General features: G+C 73.1%; 16 protein-coding genes. 3 read left to right on the forward strand and 13 right to left on the reverse strand.

Annotated elements, in window-relative coordinates; translation table 11 throughout:
• Positions 1–2 precede the first annotated feature (2 nt).
• Together DQ241_RS12710 and nucS are read right to left on the reverse strand one after the other, a co-directional pair.
• Complete coding sequence (locus tag DQ241_RS12710) at positions 3–1,784, reverse strand: 3-hydroxyacyl-CoA dehydrogenase family protein (protein WP_113830572.1); 1,782 nt, start codon at positions 1,782–1,784, stop codon at positions 3–5.
• Between the two features lie 86 nt (positions 1,785–1,870).
• Entirely contained in the window at positions 1,871–2,542 is a 672-nt protein-coding gene (nucS, locus tag DQ241_RS12715; protein ID WP_113830788.1) for an endonuclease NucS, read from the reverse strand.
• A gap of 56 nt (positions 2,543–2,598) precedes the next feature.
• Between nucS and DQ241_RS12720 the strand changes: the two genes are divergently transcribed.
• Complete coding sequence (locus DQ241_RS12720) at positions 2,599–3,459, forward strand: hypothetical protein (RefSeq protein WP_113830573.1); 861 nt, start codon at positions 2,599–2,601, stop codon at positions 3,457–3,459.
• A 51-nt stretch (positions 3,460–3,510) separates the two neighbouring features.
• Here the strand turns inward: DQ241_RS12720 and DQ241_RS12725 are convergent, their stop codons facing one another.
• The 3 genes from DQ241_RS12725 to DQ241_RS12735 all read right to left on the reverse strand — a co-directional run bounded on the left by DQ241_RS12725 (position 3,511) and on the right by DQ241_RS12735 (position 7,855).
• A complete protein-coding gene (locus DQ241_RS12725; RefSeq protein WP_113830574.1) occupies positions 3,511–4,869 on the reverse strand; it encodes a dicarboxylate/amino acid:cation symporter in 1,359 nt (452 codons plus the stop codon).
• Positions 4,870–5,047: 178 nt separating this feature from the next.
• Entirely contained in the window at positions 5,048–5,818 is a 771-nt protein-coding gene (locus DQ241_RS12730; protein ID WP_113830575.1) for an enoyl-CoA hydratase-related protein, read from the reverse strand.
• Between the two features lie 18 nt (positions 5,819–5,836).
• Positions 5,837–7,855: a protein meaA gene (locus DQ241_RS12735; protein WP_113830576.1), complete on the reverse strand. Its 2,019-nt coding sequence runs from the start codon at positions 7,853–7,855 to the stop codon at positions 5,837–5,839.
• 111 nt (positions 7,856–7,966) lie between these two features.
• On the opposite strand from DQ241_RS12735, the gene DQ241_RS12740 reads away from it, so the two are divergent.
• Complete coding sequence (locus tag DQ241_RS12740) at positions 7,967–8,260, forward strand: hypothetical protein (protein WP_113830577.1); 294 nt, start codon at positions 7,967–7,969, stop codon at positions 8,258–8,260.
• Between the two features lie 4 nt (positions 8,261–8,264).
• Here the strand turns inward: DQ241_RS12740 and murA are convergent, their stop codons facing one another.
• From murA to DQ241_RS12755, 3 genes are read right to left on the reverse strand one after another with little or no spacing between them, the layout of a single operon-like run.
• The gene (murA, locus tag DQ241_RS12745; protein WP_113830578.1) at positions 8,265–9,545 is read right to left on the reverse strand and encodes a UDP-N-acetylglucosamine 1-carboxyvinyltransferase; all 1,281 of its coding nucleotides are present in this window, start codon (positions 9,543–9,545) and stop codon (positions 8,265–8,267) included.
• A 26-nt stretch (positions 9,546–9,571) separates the two neighbouring features.
• On the reverse strand, positions 9,572–11,986 hold the full coding sequence (locus DQ241_RS12750; RefSeq protein WP_113830579.1) for an ABC transporter permease: 2,415 nt from the start codon (positions 11,984–11,986) through the stop codon (positions 9,572–9,574).
• A 6-nt stretch (positions 11,987–11,992) separates the two neighbouring features.
• Complete coding sequence (locus DQ241_RS12755) at positions 11,993–12,763, reverse strand: ABC transporter ATP-binding protein (protein ID WP_113830580.1); 771 nt, start codon at positions 12,761–12,763, stop codon at positions 11,993–11,995.
• A gap of 112 nt (positions 12,764–12,875) precedes the next feature.
• Between DQ241_RS12755 and DQ241_RS12760 the strand changes: the two genes are divergently transcribed.
• Entirely contained in the window at positions 12,876–13,490 is a 615-nt protein-coding gene (locus tag DQ241_RS12760; protein ID WP_113830581.1) for a cob(I)yrinic acid a,c-diamide adenosyltransferase, read from the forward strand.
• On the opposite strand, the gene DQ241_RS12765 is transcribed toward DQ241_RS12760, so the two are convergent.
• From DQ241_RS12765 to DQ241_RS12785, 5 genes are all read right to left on the reverse strand, one after another.
• Positions 13,487–13,888 carry a DUF2550 domain-containing protein gene (locus tag DQ241_RS12765; protein WP_113830582.1) on the reverse strand — a complete coding sequence of 134 codons (402 nt, stop codon included), beginning with the start codon at positions 13,886–13,888 and terminating at the stop codon, positions 13,487–13,489. The two genes, DQ241_RS12760 and DQ241_RS12765, sit on opposite strands and share 4 nt — an antisense overlap.
• Positions 13,889–13,901: 13 nt before the next feature.
• Positions 13,902–14,297: a F0F1 ATP synthase subunit epsilon gene (locus DQ241_RS12770; RefSeq protein WP_113830583.1), complete on the reverse strand. Its 396-nt coding sequence runs from the start codon at positions 14,295–14,297 to the stop codon at positions 13,902–13,904.
• Positions 14,298–14,367: 70 nt separating this feature from the next.
• Positions 14,368–14,550: a hypothetical protein gene (locus DQ241_RS12775; RefSeq protein WP_113830584.1), complete on the reverse strand. Its 183-nt coding sequence runs from the start codon at positions 14,548–14,550 to the stop codon at positions 14,368–14,370.
• A gap of 170 nt (positions 14,551–14,720) precedes the next feature.
• Complete coding sequence (atpD, locus tag DQ241_RS12780) at positions 14,721–16,166, reverse strand: F0F1 ATP synthase subunit beta (protein ID WP_113830585.1); 1,446 nt, start codon at positions 16,164–16,166, stop codon at positions 14,721–14,723.
• A gap of 56 nt (positions 16,167–16,222) precedes the next feature.
• Positions 16,223–17,197 carry a F0F1 ATP synthase subunit gamma gene (locus tag DQ241_RS12785; protein WP_113830586.1) on the reverse strand — a complete coding sequence of 325 codons (975 nt, stop codon included), beginning with the start codon at positions 17,195–17,197 and terminating at the stop codon, positions 16,223–16,225.
• Between the last annotated feature and the right edge of the window lies 1 nt (position 17,198).

Raw genomic sequence — 17,198 nt, forward strand, 5'->3', positions numbered from 1 at the left:
GCTCAGCGGCCGGCGTAGTCCCGGAAGCCGCGGCCGGTCTTGCGGCCGAGGTAGCCCGCGGTGACCAGGTGCTCCAGGAGCGGGGCGGGCGCGAACCCGGGCTCGCGGAACTCCGTGTACAGCTCCCGCTCGATGGCCAGCGACACGTCGAGGCCCACCACGTCCAGCAGCTCGAAGGGACCCATCGGGTACCCGCAGCCCACCTTCATCGCGGCGTCGATGTCGTCGGCCGTGGCGTAGTGCGCCTCCAGCATCTTCACCGCGTCGTTCAGGTACGGGAAGAGCAGCGCGTTGACGATGAAGCCCGCGCGGTCGGTGCAGGACACCGCGTGCTTGCCCAGCTGCGCCGAGACCGCGTGGATGGTGGCCGCCACGTCCGGAGCGGTGGAGATGGTGGAGACGACCTCGACCAGCTTCATGACCTGGGCCGGGTTGAAGAAGTGCATGCCGACGACGTCGGCGGGGCGGCCGCTGGCCTTGGCGCACTCGATGACCGGCAGGCTCGACGTGGTGGTCGCCAGCACGGCGCCCGGCTTGGCGATCTCGCCGAGGTTGGCGAACAGCGCCTCCTTCACCGGCAGCGACTCGACGACGGCCTCGATGACCAGGTCGCGGTCGGCGAGGTCGTCCAGCGAGGTCGTGCCGGTGATCCGGCCGAGGATCTCGTCGCGGGCGGACTCCTCCAGGCGGCCGCGCTGCACCTGCTTCTCCAGCGACTTGGCCAGCGCCTTGTGCACCGCCTCGACCTTCTCCGCCGCACGGGCCACGAAGACGACGTCGTAACCGCCCTTGGCCACGACCTCGATGATGCCGGTGGCCATCGTGCCCGAGCCGACGACGCCGACCGTCCGCACCTCGCGGGCACCCTCGGCGGCGCCGCCGGGGGTCGGGGTCTGCGCATCGGCGACGACCTCGGCCGAGCCCTCCTCGGCGTAGGTGTAGAAGCCGCGGCCGACCTTCCGGCCCAGCAGACCGGCGGTCATCATCTGCTTGATGATCGGGCTGGGCGCGTGCAGCCGGTTGCGCGACTGCTTGTACATCGTGTCGAGGATCTCGTAGGCGGTGTCGATGCCGATGAGGTCCATCAGCGCGAGCGGGCCCATGGGCAGGCCGCAGCCCAGGCGCATGGCGGCGTCGATGTCCTCGCGCGAGGCGTAGCGGTTCTCGTACATGGAGACCGCGTGGTTGAGGTAGCCGAACAGCAGCGCGTTGGCGATGAACCCGGCCTTGTCGCCGATGGTCACGTCGACCTTGCCGAGCCGGGCGGCCAGCGCCTCGACGTCCTCGACGACCGACGGCTCGGTGACGACGGTGCGCACGACCTCGACCAGCTTCATGACCGGCGCGGGGTTGAAGAAGTGCATGCCGATGACCTTGCTCGGCCGGCCGGTGACGACCGAGAGCTCGGTGACCGAGAGGCTCGAGGTGTTCGTCGCCAGGATGGTGTCCGGCGGGCAGATCTTGTCCAGCTTCGCGAAGATGTCCGCCTTGAGCTCCATGCGCTCGGGCACGGCCTCGATGACCAGCTCGGCGTTCGCCAGGTCCTCCATCGAGGAGCTGAACCGGATCCGCTCGAAGATGGCGTCGCGGTCGGCGGGGTCCAGCTTGCCGCGGCTCACCGCGCGGTCGGTGGACTGCTCCACGTGCGCGCGCCCGCGGGCGACGGCCTCGTCGCTGACCTCGACGGCGGTGACCGACAGGCCCGCCCGCGCGAGCACCTCCGCGATGCCGGCACCCATGGTGCCCAGCCCCACGACGCCGACCTCGTTCAGTTCCCTGGCCACGTTGCCATCTCCTCCCACCGTCGGTGATCGCGGGCAGTCTCTCACCCGCCGGTTCCCCGTTCGCGGGTGCTACCGGGGAGCCGGGCCTAGAAGAGGCGCTGGGACGGGTCGTCGGTGCCCTTGAGGACGGCGTAGTCGACGGTCACGCAGTCGATGCCGCGGTCCTGGGCGAGCACCTTGGCCTGCGGCTTGATCTCCTGGGCGGCGAACACGCCCTTGACCGGGGCCAGCAGCGGGTCGCGGTTGAGCAGCTCGAGGTAGCGGGTGAGCTGCTCGACGCCGTCGATCTCGCCCCGGCGCTTGATCTCGACGGCCACGGTGCGCCCGTCGGCGTCGCGGCACAGCAGGTCGACCGGGCCGATGGCGGTCGGGTACTCGCGGCGCACCAGCGACCAGCCGGCCCCGAAGGTCTCCACGTGCAGGGCGAGCAGCCGCTGCAGCTCCGCCTCGACGCCGTCCTTCTGCAGGCCGGGGTCGACGCCGAGCTCGTGCGAGTGGTCGTGCAGGACGGCGTCGATCGTGATGACCAGCTGCTCGCCGGCCTTGTTGGTGACCGTCCAGGTGCCGCTGCCGTCGGCCAGCTCGTCCCTGAGCGTGCAGGGCGGGGTCATCCAGTTCAGCGGCTTGTAGGCGCGGTCGTCGGCGTGGATGGAGACCGAGCCGTCGGCCTTGACCAGCAGCAGGCGGGTCGCCATCGGCAGGTGGGCGGTGAGCCGCCCGATGTAGTCCACGGAGCAGCGGGCGATGACCAGGCGCACGGGCGCCGACGGTACCTGCTCGGGAACCGCCGGCCGCACCCCGACGTCGAGCAGGCATGGCGGTCCTGCGTGCGGCGGCGGTGCTCGTGCTGGTCGGTGCCCTCGGGGCGTGCGGGCAGCAGCCGGCCGGGGCGCCGGACCCGGCACCGTCACCGGACCTGCCCGGGGATCCCGGGGCGCTGGTGCTGCAGGTCGACCGCGTGGGCGGGTTCACCCAGCCGGGCGCCGACGCCGGCCGGCTGCCCCTGGTCAGCGTGCACGCCGACGGCCGCGTCTTCGGGCAGGGACCGGTGGCCGCCATCTACCGGGGGTTCGCCTGGCCCAACGTGCAGGTGCGCCAGGTGCCCGTCGGGCAGGTCCAGGAACTGGTCGAGCTGGCGCTGGACGCCGGCGTGGCGGACACCGCCGACCTCGGCTCCCCTCCCGTGGCCGATGCGCCGTCCACGAGGTTCACGGTCGTCACCGCCGAGGAGCGCTTCGTCCGCGAGGCCTACGCGCTCTCGGAGGGGATGGGCGCGGGCGGTCTGTCGGCGGAGCAGGAGGCGGCCCGCGCGGAGCTGCAGGAGCTCCTGGACCGCCTGCTCGGCGTGGCGCAGCCCGGTGACGGCTCGCCGCAGGTCTACGAGCCGGCCGCCGTCGCCGCCGTCGTCCGGCCGTGGACCGCCCCGGAGGACGACGGCTCCGGCGTCGACTTCGCCGGGCCCCCGCAGCCGTGGCCCGGGCCGGCGCTGCCCGGGGAGCCGATCGGTCCCGACGTCTCCTGCGTCGTGGCCACCGGCGAGCAGGCCGTCGCGGTGCGGGAGGCGGCGGGTGCCGCGACCGTGCTCACGCCGTGGTCGTCGGCGGGCGGCACCTGGTCGGTGACGTTCCGGCCCCTGCTCCCGCACGAGTCCACCTGCGCGGACCTGACCGGGTGAACGACGACGGGCCCGGCCCTCCGAGGAGGACCGGGCCCGTGCGCGCGGGGATCAGACCGAGGCGGGCCGGCGCAGGTCGGCGTCCACGCCGTCCTGCTCCTCCACCGTCGCCAGCGGCTCGACCGGCGAGGTCGAGTTGTACCGCTCGACGTCGAGGATGCCCTCGCGCTTGGCCACGATGGTCGGCACCAGCGCCTGGCCGGCGACGTTCACCGCGGTGCGGCCCATGTCGAGGATGGGGTCGATCGCCAGCAGCAGGCCGACGCCGGCCAGCGGCAGGCCCAGGGTCGACAGCGTCAGGGTCAGCATGACGACGGCGCCGGTGACGCCGGCGGTGGCCGCCGAGCCGATGACCGAGACCAGCGCGATGAGCAGGTAGTCGGTGATCGACAGGTCCACGCCGAAGAACTGGGCGACGAAGATCGCGGCCAGCGCCGGGTAGATCGCGGCGCAGCCGTCCATCTTGGTGGTGGCGCCCAGCGGGACGGCGAACGAGGCGTAGGACCGCGGGACGCCGAGGTTCTGCTCGGTCACCCGCTCGGTCACCGGCAGGGTGCCGATCGAGGAGCGGGAGACGAAGGCCAGCTGGATGGCCGGCCAGGCACCGGCGAAGTACCGCAGCGGCGAGAGGCCGTGGGCCCTGAGCAGCACCGGGTAGACGACGAACAGCACCAGGGCCAGGCCCGCGTAGACCGCGCCGGCGAAGACGCCGAGCGAGCCCAGGGAGTCCCAGCCGTAGCTGGCCACGGCGTTGCCGATCAGGCCGACGGTGCCGATCGGGGCCAGCAGGATGACCCACCAGAGGACCTTCTGCACGACCGCCAGCGCCGAGCGGGTGAGGTTGAGGAAGGGCTCGGCGGCCGCGCCGATCTTGAGGATCGCCACGCCGATCGCGACCGAGATGACGATCAGCTGGAGCACGTTGAACGACAGGCCGACCGAGCCGTCGGCACCTGCCGAGGCCTGCAGCCCGAGGATGTTGCCGGGGACCAGGCCCTTGAGGAAGTCCCACCAGCCGCCGGTCGTGCCGACGTCCTGGGCGCTGGAGGCGTCGACCGAGCTGTTGCTGCCGGGCTCGGTGAGCAGGCCCAGGCCGATGCCGATGGCGACGGCGATGAGCGCGGTGATGGCGAACCACAGCAGCGTCTGCCCGGCCAGGCGGGCGGCGTTGGAGACCTGCTTGAGGTTGGCGATGGAGACGACGACGGCGGTGACGATCAGCGGCGGGACCAGGGCCTTGAGCAGCGAGACGAAGCTGCTGCCGATGGTCTGCAGGGTGCTGGTCAGCCAGTTGGGCGAGCCGTCGGAGACGGTGCCCATCTCGCGGGCGACGAAGCCGAGGGCGACGCCGACCACGAGGGCGAGGAGGACCTGCGCGCCGAAGGGCACGCGGCGGAGACGAGCGAGCACGGGTGGGCTACCTGTTCTGCGGGAGGGAGGGGACGGCGGGAGCGGGGAGCGTCAACAGCTCGCGGTCGTCGTCCGCCCGAAGTCGAGCGCGCGCCGGCGCGTCAGGCCCCACAGGTTCTGCACGGAAGGGATCAATGCCCGGCCGGCCGCATCCATGCCGGATGTGGCCGGTCTCACCTCAGTCGGTCCAGACGGGGGAGCGCTTCTCCAGGAACGCGGCCATGCCCTCCCGCGCCCCGTCGAGCTGGCTCGCCGCCGCCATGACCTCGACCGCCGTCGTGTACGCATCGCGCTCCGGGCGGTCCAGCTGGGCGTACATCGTCTGCTTGCCCCAGGCCTTGCTCGCCCGGGAACCGCGGGTCGCCCGGTCCAGGAGGTCCGCGACCGCGGCATCGAGCTCGGCGTCGGGCACCACCCGGTTGACCAGCCCCCACTCCAGCGCCGTCCGCGCGCCGATCACGTCGCCGGTGAGGGCCAGCTCCATCGCCCGCTTCCGCCCGACGTTGCGGGCGATCGCCACCATCGGGGTGTGGCAGAACCAGCCACCCTTGCCGCCCGGTGCGGCGAAGCCGGCGGACTCGGCGGCGACGGCGAGGTCGCAGGAGGCGACGAGCTGGCACCCGGCGGCGGTCGCCAGGGCGTGCACGCGGGCGACGACCACCTGGGGGACGTCCTGGATGGTCTGCATCAGCTCGGTGCACAGCTGGAGCAGGCTGCGCACCTCCGCGACCGGCTTGCCGGCGACGTCGGCGAAGTCGTGCCCGGCGCTGAACACCGGCCCCTCGGCGGCCAGCACGATCCCGGTCGCGTCGGACTCCCCGACGTCCGTGACCGCGGCCAGCAGCTGGGTCAGGTGCTCGCGGGAGAGCGCGTTGCGGCGCGCCGCCCGCACCATCGTGATGCGGACGGCGTCGCCGTCGCGCTCTACCCGGGGTGCGCCGTCAGTCATCCCCCGACGCTAGCGACCTCAGGCCGGCTGCGGGACCTTCTCCCCCAGGCCGTTCGCCTCGCGGATCACGTCCACGACCTGGCCCATGATGTCGTTGAGCCCGAAGTCCTTCGGCGTGAACACCCGGGCCACGCCCAGCTCGCGGAGCCGGCGCGCGTCGCTGTCGGGGATGATCCCGCCGACCACGACCGGCACGTCGTCGAGGCCGGCGTCCTTCAGGCCCTGGAGCACGGCCGGCACCACCTGCAGGTGCGAGCCCGAGAGCACGGACAGGCCGACGACGTGCACGTCCTCCTCGACCGCTGCGGAGACGATCTGCGACGGCGTCAGCCGGATGCCCTGGTAGATCACCTCGAACCCGGCGTCGCGGGCGCGGACGGCGATCTGCTCGGCGCCGTTGGAGTGCCCGTCCAGGCCGGGCTTGCCGACCAGGAAGCGCAGCCGCCCGCCCAGCTCCTCGCCGGTGGCGCGCACCCGCTCGCGGACCTCGGTGAGGGTCTGGTCGGCCTCACCGCCGCCGCTGGCCGCGGCGACGCCGGTGGGCGCCCGGTACTCGCCGAAGACCTCGCGCAGGACGCCGGCCCACTCCCCCGTCGTCACGCCGGCGCGGGCGCACTCCAGGGTGGCCTGCATCAGGTTCTCGTCGGTGCCCGCGGCGGCGCGCAGCCGGTCCAGCGCCCGCTGCACCGGCTCGGGGTCGCGCTCGGCCCGCCACTTCTGCACGGCCTCCTGCGCGGCGGCCTCCACGGCGGGGTCGACGACCATGATCGCGGTGTCGAGGTCCGCGGTGAGCGGGTTGGGCTCGGTGCTGTCGAACTTGTTGACGCCGACGACGACGTCCTCGCCGCTCTCCATCCGCCGGCGCCGCTCGGCGAGCGAGCCGACGAGCTGGCCCTTCATGTAGCCGGACTCGACGGCCGCGACGGCACCGCCCATCTCCTGCACGCGGGCCATCTCGGCGCGGGCGCCCTCGACGATCTCGGCGACCTTCTTCTCCACGACGACGGACCCGGTGAAGAGGTCCTCGTACTCGAGCAGATCGGTCTCGTAGGCCAGCACCTGCTGCAGGCGCAGCGACCACTGCTGGTCCCACGGCCGGGGCAGGCCCAGGGCCTCGTTCCAGGCCGGCAGCTGCACAGCACGGGCGCGGGCGTCGCGGGACAGCGTGACGGCGAGCATCTCCAGCACGATCCGCTGGACGTTGTTCTCCGGCTGCGCCTCGGTCAGGCCGAGGGAGTTGACCTGCACGCCGTACCGGAACCGCCGGTGCTTGGGGTCCTGGACGCCGTAGCGCTCCTGCGTCAGCTCGTCCCAGAGCTGCGTGAACGCGCGCATCTTGCACATCTCCTCGACGAAGCGGACACCCGCGTTCACGAAGAAGGAGATGCGCGCGACGACCTCGCCGAACTTCTCCTGCGGCACCTGGCCGGAGTCGCGCACCGAGTCCAGGACGGCGATCGCCGTCGACAGGGCGTAGGCGATCTCCTGCTCCGGCGTCGCCCCCGCCTCCTGCAGGTGGTAGCTGCAGATGTTGATCGGGTTCCACTTCGGCATGGTCGTGACCGTGTAGGCGACCATGTCGGTGATCAGCCGCATCGACGGAGCCGGCGGGAACACGTAGGTGCCCCGCGACAGGTACTCCTTGATGATGTCGTTCTGCGTCGTCCCGGCGAGCTTGGAGACGTCGTGCCCGTGCTCCTCGGCGACGGCCTGGTACAGCGCGAGCAGCCACATCGCCGTCGCGTTGATCGTCATCGACGTGTTCATCTCGTCGAGCGGGATGCCGTCGAAGAGGGCCCGCATGTCACCGATGTGCGTGACCGGCACACCGACCTTGCCGACCTCGCCGCGGGCGAGCTCGTCGTCGGGGTCGTACCCGGTCTGGGTCGGCAGGTCGAAGGCCACCGACAGACCGGTCTGGCCCTTGGCGAGGTTCCGCCGGTAGAGGGCGTTGGACTCGGCCGGCGAGGAGTGGCCGGCGTAGGTGCGCATGACCCAGGGGCGGTCGCGCTCCTTCGGCGCTGAAGGGAACGGCATGCCAGCGGAGTGTAGGGCGGTTACCCGCCGGTAGCAGCCCCGTGGCCGGAGGTCTCCCCTGCCTGTGGCCGGTGGCACACTCGAACGGAGCACGGACGGGAGGTCGGACCGATGACGAGCGTGATCATCGCCGTCCTGGTGGTGGCCGCCCTGGCGCTCATCACGCGCTGGGCGTTCGGCCCCGGCTACGGCCGCGGCCGGCCGCGCGCCCGGCCCGAGGCCGGGCTGCTGGCCCCGGTCGCCACCGTGGCCACCCGCTCGACGGCGCTGGCGCTGCGCGCGGTGCTCTCCGACGCGGGCATCCGGTCGACCCTGCGCAGCCCGGCACCGCACCGCACCGACGTGCTGGTCTTCCCCGAGGACGCCGAGCGGGCGCGGGCGCTGGCCGCGACGTTCCGCGGCTGAGGCCTCAGGCGGGGCGCTGGGTCCGCTCGATCCGCACGCCCAGGCCGCGCAGCTGCTCGACGAAGTCGGGGTAGCCGCGGTCGACGTGGTGCACGTCCTGCACCTCGGTCACGCCGTCGGACACCAGCCCGGCGAGCACCAGCCCGGCGCCGGCGCGGATGTCGGTGGCCAGCACCGGGGCGCTGGACAACCGCTCGCGGCCCCGCACGACCGCGTGGTGCCCGTCGATGCGGACGTCCGCGCCGAGACGCACCAGCTCGTTCACGAACATGAACCGGCCCTCGAACACGTTCTCGGTGATCAGCGCCGTCCCGGTGGAGACTGCGGCCAGCGCCACCGCCATGGGCTGCAGGTCGGTCGGGAACCCGGGGAACGGCAGGGTGACGACGTCGACGGCACGGGGCCGGTCCTGCATGGCCACCCGGAAGCCGTCGGGCAGCGTCTCGACGGTCGCGCCGGCGTCGGTCAGCTTGTCGAGCGCCACCGTGAGGTGCTCGGCCACCGCCCGCTCCACGACGACGTCGCCCTGGGTCATGACCGCGCCGATGGCCCACGTGCCCGCGACGATCCGGTCGGGCACCGTGGTGCACTCCACCGGGGAGAGCCCCTCGACGCCCTCCACGGTGATCGTGGAGGTGCCGGCGCCGTCGATGCGGGCACCCATGGCGGTGAGCATGCTGCAGAGGTCGACGATCTCGGGCTCGCGGGCCGCGTTGTCGATGACCGTGGTGCCCTCGGCGAGCACGGCCGCCATCACCAGGTTCTCGGTGGCGCCGACCGACGGGAAGTCCAGCCAGATCGACGTCCCGGTGAGGCGGGGCGCGGTGGCCACGAGGAACCCGTGCTCGCTGACGATCGTGGCGCCGAGGCGCTCCAGGCCGGAGATGTGCATGTCCAGCCCACGGGACCCGATCGCGTCACCGCCGGGCAGGGCCACCCGGGCGCTGCCGCAGCGGGCCACCAGCGGGCCCAGCACGCTGATCGACGCCCGCATGCGGCGCACCAGGTCGTAGTCGGTCTCGGTGGAGGGCTTCTCCGGCACGTCGACGACGACCCGGCCCCCTCCCCCGCTGCCGGGCGTCCGCTCGTAGGTGACGTCGCAGCCGAGGCGGCGGAGCACCTCGCTCATGATCGCGACGTCGAGGATGTCGGGGACCTCGTCGATGGCCGTGCGGCCCGGCGCGAGCAGCGCGGCCGCCATCAGCTTGAGGGCGCTGTTCTTGGCGCCGGTGACGCGGACCCGGCCGGACAGGGCGGTTCCACCGGACACCTCGAAGCACTCCACCGGCCCACCCTACGAGAGGGCCGGCGCTACTCCACGACGCGCAACGTGGCGGGGATGTCCATCCGGCCGAGCTGGCGGAGCGTGACCAGGGGCGTGAGGGCCACCGCGCCCACGCCGAGGGCGAGCGCCACGCCGACGGTCGTGGGCGAGACGACCGCGGGCATGCAGAACTCCGGCAGCGTCCGGTGCAGCTGCACCTCGACCGTGTAGCGGGTGAGCAGGTACCCCAGCCCCACCCCGGCTCCGGTCCCGAGCAGCCCGATCAGCGCGCTCTCGACCATGCTCATCGCGAGCACGGCGCGGCGCGGCAGCCCGAAGGCGAACATCGTGGCGTGCTCGCGGGCCCGCTCGTCGGTGGCGATGCTGGTGGCGTTGAACGCGATGAGCAGCGCGAGCAGCAGGGTGATGGCGGCGGCGACCCCGAGCACGCTCGTGAAGGCCCCGAGGGCCTCGCGGAAGCTGTCGGTGACGGCGGTGGCGGCCTGCACGGAGGCGACGCCGGGCACCTCGAACAGCGCCCGGGTGAGCTCGTCCTGGGTCACGCCTCCCGCCGGCGACACCTCGAGGACGTTGACCAGCCCCGCCATGCCGAAGGGCGCCGCCCGGGAGCGGTCGAGGTAGGCCACCGCCCGGATCGGCCCGGGATGGGTGCCGGCGACGACCACCTCGGTGGTGGCGCGGGTGACCCCGGCGGCGCTCCGCTGCGGGTGGTCCAGCTCGACCCGGTCGCCGGGCGCCACGCCGAGGTCCCGCGCGGCGACCTCGCTGAGGACGACGCCGTCCGCGGGATCCCCGCCGGTCACGGTGGGCCGCCACAGCCCGCCGGCCATGTCGCGCACGGAGAGCGCGAGCGGCACCTCCTCGCCCCCCGCGCGCGCGGTCCCCTCCACGAGCAGCGTCGCGGCGGACCCGCCGACCTGCGGGGCGGCGGACACGGCCGCCACCTGCGGCGCGTCCTCCGGCAGCACGTCGGTGAACTGGACGGTGACCCGGTCCGGCGCCGAGGTCGTGGTCTCGGCGTCGAAGTCGTCCAGCGTCCGGGTGAAGGAGTCCAGGATGCCGAAGACGGTCACCAGCGTGGCGATCGCGGCCCCGATCCCGAGCGCCGTGAGCACCGTGCGCCGCGGCGTCCGGACGAGGTTGCGCACCGGCATCTGGTGCCAGGACCGTCCGGGCAGCGCGATCCGCCGCAGCAGCGGGGCCAGCCGCGTCCCCCTGGCGGCGAGGTGCCCGACCCGGATGGCCTCGACCGGCTCCACCCGCACGGCGCGCCAGGTCGGCCAGGCCACGCCCAGCAGCGGCAGCAGGAAGCCCAGCGCGGCCGCCTGGAGGTAGGTGGCGTAGGGGAAGGCCTGCTCCCAGACCGGCAGCGGGAGCAGCGACCGGAACAGGCCGCCGAACAGCCGGCCGGTGACCACGCCCACCACGACGCCGAGCAGCACGCCGACGACCGCGATCTGCAGCCCGAGCGCCAGGGGCCGGATGGCCAGCCGCCAGCGCGGCAGCCCGAGCGCCATGCCGATGCCGATCTCGCGGCGCTGCGCCTCCACCACGCGGGTGGTGAGGTTGAACGTCGCGAAGGCCGCCCCCGCCAGCAGGAGCCCGGCGATGATCCGCCAGAACTGCTCGTCGCCGTCGATGTCCTCGTAGAGCGTGCGGTAGACGACCTCCTCGCCCTTGACCACCGCCGTCCCGGCGAGCCCGCGGCCGGCGAGCTCGTCCTCCAGCGCCGCGGCGACCTCCTCGTCGTCGGCCCCCGGGGCCAGGCGCAGCACCACCTCGTTGACCCGGCCGGGAGCGCCGGCCAGCTGCTGGGCGGTCTCCAGCGGCGCGAAGACGACGCCGAAGCCCGCCTCCGTGGTGAACGAGCCACCACCTCCGCCCGCGATGGCGAAGTACTCGGGCAGCTGGCCGTGCCCGGCGTAGGACACCGCCCGGTTCCCCGCCACCCGCAGCGTCCCGGCGTCGGGCAGGTCGTAGTAGTCGGCGAAGGAGCGCTCGAGGACGACGGCGGGGTCGCCGGCCCGCAGGCCCTGACCGCTGGTCACGTGCAGCAGGTCCACCGGCGGGTCGACCGGCATCCCGACGATGCGGCCCGGCACCAGGACCTGCTCCCCCGGGCCGGACACGTCCACCAGCGTGGGGACCACCAGCCGCTCGGCGACGTCCTGCACCTGGCCGGCCTGCGGGATCCGGGTCACGGCGTCGGCCAGCACGCCGGCGTCGGCGGTGAGCCCCTCGCTCAGGGTCATCCGCACGTCGTGCATGCGCAGGAGGGCGAAGCTGCGGTCGTTCGACTCGCGGCGCCAGTCCGAGGAGCCGATCAGGGCGGCGTAGGTGCCCGTGCCCAGCGCGAGCACGAGCGCGATGGCGGCGACCAGCAGCCAGCGCCTGCGCAGATCCCGCGCGGTCCAGCGCAGGAACAGCCCCCGGGTGCGCACTGCCGGCTACCAGTGCAGCTCGGAGACCGGTGCCCGGCCTCCGGGGGGCGGCCCGTCGCCCACGACGTGCCCGCTGGACAGCTCGACGACCCGGTCCGCCACCCGGGCGATCTCCCGGTTGTGCGTGACCACGAGGACCGTCGTGCCCGCCTCCGCCTGGCGGCGGAGGAGTTCGAGGATGGCCACGCCGGTGCGGAAGTCCAGCTCGCCCGTGGGCTCGTCGGCCAGCAGGACCGGGTTGCCGGTGGCCAGGGCGCGGGCGATCGCGACGCGCTGCTGCTCGCCTCCGGAGAGCTGGTGCGGGAAGTGGGCCGCCCGGGCCTCGAGGCCCACCTCGGCCAGCGTGGCGGCCGCCGCCTCACGGGGGTGCTCCCGGCCGGCGACGTCCGCGCCGAACTGCACGTTCTCGAGCGCGGTGAGACCCGGGAACAGGTTGAAGCTCTGGAAGACGAAGCTCACCGTGTGCCGCCGCAGCCGCGCCCGCTCGACGCGGGAGGCGGCGGTGAGGTCCTGGCCGGCCACGCGGACCCGGCCCTCGGTGGCGACGTCGAGGGCGCCGATCAGGTTCAGCAGCGTGGTCTTGCCGCTCCCGGACGGGCCGAGGATGACCACGAACGCCGCCTCGTCGACGTGCAGGTCCACCTGCTCGAGCGCGGTGACCGTCACCTCCCCGACCCGGTAGCGCCGGCTCACCCCGTCGAGGTCGATCCGGCTGCCGCGCGCGGTGGTCGAGGCGTCGACGACGGGGCGCGCGTCCTGCCGCAGCGGATGTGCCATGCGACCACCTCAGGCGGTACCGCTGCCCGGCGCAGCGGTCCAAGGGTCCACCTGCCAGGGTCGAAGGCACCGGGACGCCGCGGGGTGCCGCGGTGCACCTAGGCTCGCCGCCATGACCGTCCGGCTCACCCGCATCTACACCAAGACCGGCGACGCCGGGCAGACCCACCTCGGCGACATGAGCCGGGTCCCGAAGACCGACCCGCACGTCGTCGCCTACGCGGACGTGGACGAGACCAACACGGTGCTGGGCCTGGCCCTCGCCCTGGGCTCCCCGGAGCCGGCGCTGGCCGAGCTGGTGCGCAGCATCCAGAACGACCTGTTCGACGTCGGCGCCGACCTGTGCACGCCGGTCGTGCCCGACCCGCAGTACCCGCCGCTGCGGATCACCGCCGCCTACACCGAACGGCTGGAGGCGGCCTGCGACGAGCACAACGCCGCCCTGCCCAAGCTCGACAGCTTCATCCTGCCCGGCGGCACGCCGCTGGCCGCGCTGCTGCACCAGGCCCGGGCGGTGACCCGGCGCGCGGAGCGCAGCGTGTGGGCGCTGATCGCCGCGGAGCCCGAGCGCACCAACCCCGAGACCGCCCGCTACCTCAACCGGCTCTCCGACCTGCTGTTCATCCTGTCCCGGGTCGCCAACCCCGGCGGCGACGTGCTGTGGGAGCCGGGCGCGCACAGCGGTGCGCACGCGCAGCGCGAGGCGGCCGCGCAGCAGCAGGGCTAGTTGCCGGGGGGCGCGGACTCCAGCCAGGAGAGGAAGCCGGTCACCGTCGAGCGGTCCATCGCCAGCTCGCGCGGGCCCTCGGCGGTGACGCACTCCAGCACGACGACGTCGTCCGGGAGCGCGAGGTCGTCGCGGCCGGCCGGGCGCTGCGCGTCGACCCGGAAGTCCGCCCGGCACAGCCGCTGCTGCGGGCGCACCGACAGCGACAGCGCCCGGTACCAGAGCAGCGCCTCACCGCCGTACCAGGCCACCCCCACCGACCAGCGCGGCGAGCCGGCCGGGCGGAACCACATCGTGACCGCCCCCAGGCCGGACAGCAGGAACCGGCGGCGGAGCAGGAAGACAACCGCGACCACCAGCACGGCCAGCCCCACGAGGACCAGCAGGGCTGTGGTCACGGTCGCGCTGAGGTCAGGCGGTGGCGGAGGCGCCGGCGGCCTGCAGGCGGGACTGGGCCCGGCGGGCCGCCGCGATGGACTCGGGGTCGTCGCCCTCGGACTCGGCGCGGCGCAGCGCCTCGCGGGCGCGCTCCACGTCGATCTCGGTGGAGATCTCGGCGGTCTCCGCGAGGATGGAGACGCCCTTGTCGCTGACGGACAGGAAGCCGCCGTGCGCGGCGACGACGACGTCCTCACCGCCGGCGACGCGGATGGTCACCACACCGCCGTCGGCCAGCTGGCCCAGCAGCGGCGCATGGCCGGGCAGCACGCCCAGCTCGCCCTCGGTGGTGCGGGCGATGACCCGCTCGGCCTCGCCGGACCAGATCTTGCGCTCGACGGCCACCAACTCGACCTGCAGGGTCGCCACGACACTCCTCGGGATCACGGACGGGGCTACCACTCTAGCCGCGCCCGGCTCACCGGTTCCGGACGGGGCCTCAGCAGGCCCGGCGGTAGAGCAGCGTGAACCGGCCGACCCGGACCCAGGGTCGGCGTACCGCCGTCGGCGGCGCCCACTCCTCCAGGCGGTAGCGCACGGACTCCTCCGGCGCGTAGGGAGCCCAGCTCCAGGTGTCCCCGGAGCTGCCGGCGGGGGCGGCGGCTGCGGTCGTGGTGTCCACGTCGGTCCTCGGGACGGCGCCCGCGGCTCGGGCGCACCAGGGTGATGGTCGGCACTGCGGCACCGATACTGGAGCCATGTGACCCGGAATACAACCGTTCGGGTGACGGGACGACGACGGCCGGGCCTCCCCGGAGGGAGACCCGGCCGTCGGACGGGGTGCCGCAGCGGCTAGCGCTTCAGCTGCTCCGCGTTCTTCTCGAGGTCCTCGAGGCCACCGCACATGAAGAAGGCCTGCTCCGGGACGTTGTCGTACTCGCCGTCGGTGATCGCCTTGAACGCCTGCAGCGTCTCCGACAGCGGGACGAAGGAACCGGGCTGACCGGTGAACGCCTCGGCCACGAACATGTTCTGCGAGAGGAAGCGCTCGACGCGACGGGCCCGGTTGACGGTGACCTTGTCCTCCTCGGAGAGCTCGTCGATGCCGAGGATGGCGATGATGTCCTGCAGCTCCTGGTAGCGCTGCAGCACCTGCTTCACCCGCTGGGCGATGTCGTAGTGCTCGTTGCCCACGTACTGCGGGTCGAGGATCCGGCTGGTGGAGTCCAGCGGGTCCACGGCCGGGTAGATGCCCTTCTCCGAGATCGGCCGCGAGAGCACGGTCGTCGCGTCGAGGTGGGCGAACGTGGTGTGCGGCGCCGGGTCGGTGATGTCGTCGGCGGGCACGTAGATCGCCTGCATCGAGGTGATCGACCGGCCACGGGTCGAGGTGATCCGCTCCTGCAGCTCACCCATCTCGTCGGCCAGGGTCGGCTGGTAGCCCACGGCCGACGGCATGCGGCCGAGCAGCGTGGAGACCTCGGAGCCGGCCTGGGTGAACCGGAAGATGTTGTCGATGAAGAGGAGCACGTCCTGGCTCATCTCGTCGCGGAAGTACTCCGCCATCGTCAGCGCGGAGAGCGCCACCCGCAGACGCGTGCCCGGCGGCTCGTCCATCTGGCCGAAGACCAGCGCGGTCGAGTTGATGACGCCGGACTCGGTCATCTCGGTGATGAGGTCGTTGCCCTCACGGGTGCGCTCGCCGACACCGGCGAACACCGACACGCCACCGAACTCCTGGGCGACGCGGCGGATCATCTCCTGGATCAGCACGGTCTTGCCGACGCCGGCACCACCGAACAGGCCGATCTTCCCGCCGGCCACGTACGGGGTCAGCAGGTCGATGACCTTGATGCCGGTCTCCAGCATCTCGGTGCGGCCCTCGAGCTGGTCGAACCGCGGCGCGTGCCGGTGGATCGACCAGTGCGGGGCGTCCGTGCCGTACCCCGGGGTGTCGAGGCAGTCGCCGAGGGCGTTGAACACGTGCCCGGTGACGGCCTCGCCCACCGGCACCATGATCGGGTTGCCGGTGTCGGTGACCTCGGCGCCGCGGACGAGACCGTCGGTCGGCGCCATCGAGATGGTGCGGACGACGTTCTCACCCAGGTGCTGGGCCACCTCGAGGGTGAGGGTCTTGCCCAGGTCGGCCAGGGTGACGTCGACCTTCAGGGCGTTGAACAGGTCGGGCATCGCGTCGCGCGGGAACTCGACGTCGACGACCGGCCCGGTCACCCGCACCACGCGGCCGGTGCTGGCCTGCGTCTGCGAGCTGGTCGGACGGTCCTCGGTGACGGTCATCTGTACTGCTCTCCTGCCCTCGGGCTCGTGCTGCGAAAGGAACGGTGGTGGGCGGGTCAGTCGCCCGCGTTGGACGAGACCAGCGCGTCGGCGCCACCGACGATCTCGCTGATCTCCTGCGTGATCTCCGCCTGGCGGGCCTGGTTCGCCTGCCGGGACAGGTTCTTCGCCAGCTCCTCGGCGTTGTCCGAGGCCGACTTCATCGCCCGCCGCCGCGACGCCGACTCGGAGGCGGCCGCCTCGAGCATCGCCGCGTAGATGCGGGTGGTGACGTACTTCGGCAGCAGGGCGTCCAGCAGCCCCTCGGCCGACGGCTCGAACTCGTAGGACGTCGGGACGCCGGAGTCACCGGTGGTGACGCCGTGCTCCCGGTCCTCGCGCTCGTAGTCGAACTCCTCGACCTCCTCGACCTCCAGCGGCGCCATCCGCTTGGCCACGGGGACCTGGGACAGCAGCGACCGGAACTCGGTGAAGACGATGTGCAGCTCGTCCACGCCGAGGACGCCGTCGGCACCCGCGCCGCCGTCCTCGTCGTCGATGCCGGCGGTGAAGACGTCGATGAGCGCCGAGCCCACCGCCTGCGCGTCCTCGTACCGGGGCTGCTCCGAGAAGCCGGTGAACGTCTGCGCCATCTCGCGGTCGCGGAAGGAGTAGTAGGTCTCCCCCTTGCGGCCGACGACGTAGAGCACCGGCTCCTTGCCCTCCTGGCGGAGCAGCGAGAGCAGCTCCTCGGTGCGCCGGAGCACGTTGACGTTGTACGAGCCGGCGAACCCGCGGTCGGAGGTGATCACGAGGACCGCCGCCCGCTTCGGGTTCTGCCGCTCCGTCAGCAGCGGGTGGTCCAGCGAGGCCGACGACGCGAGCGCCGACAGCACGCGGGTGATCTCCCGGGCGTAGGGCTTGGACGCCTCCACCCGGGCCTGGGCGCGCACGATGCGGGCACCGGCGATCAGCTCCTGCGCCGAGAAGATCTTCTTCGTCGACTGCGTGGAGCGGATGCGGCGCCGCAGCGCGCGGAGAGAGGCGGCCACG

Origin of the sequence: Blastococcus sp. TF02A-30 (assembly GCF_003319185.1) — a bacterium.
GTDB lineage: Bacteria > Actinomycetota > Actinomycetes > Mycobacteriales > Geodermatophilaceae > Blastococcus.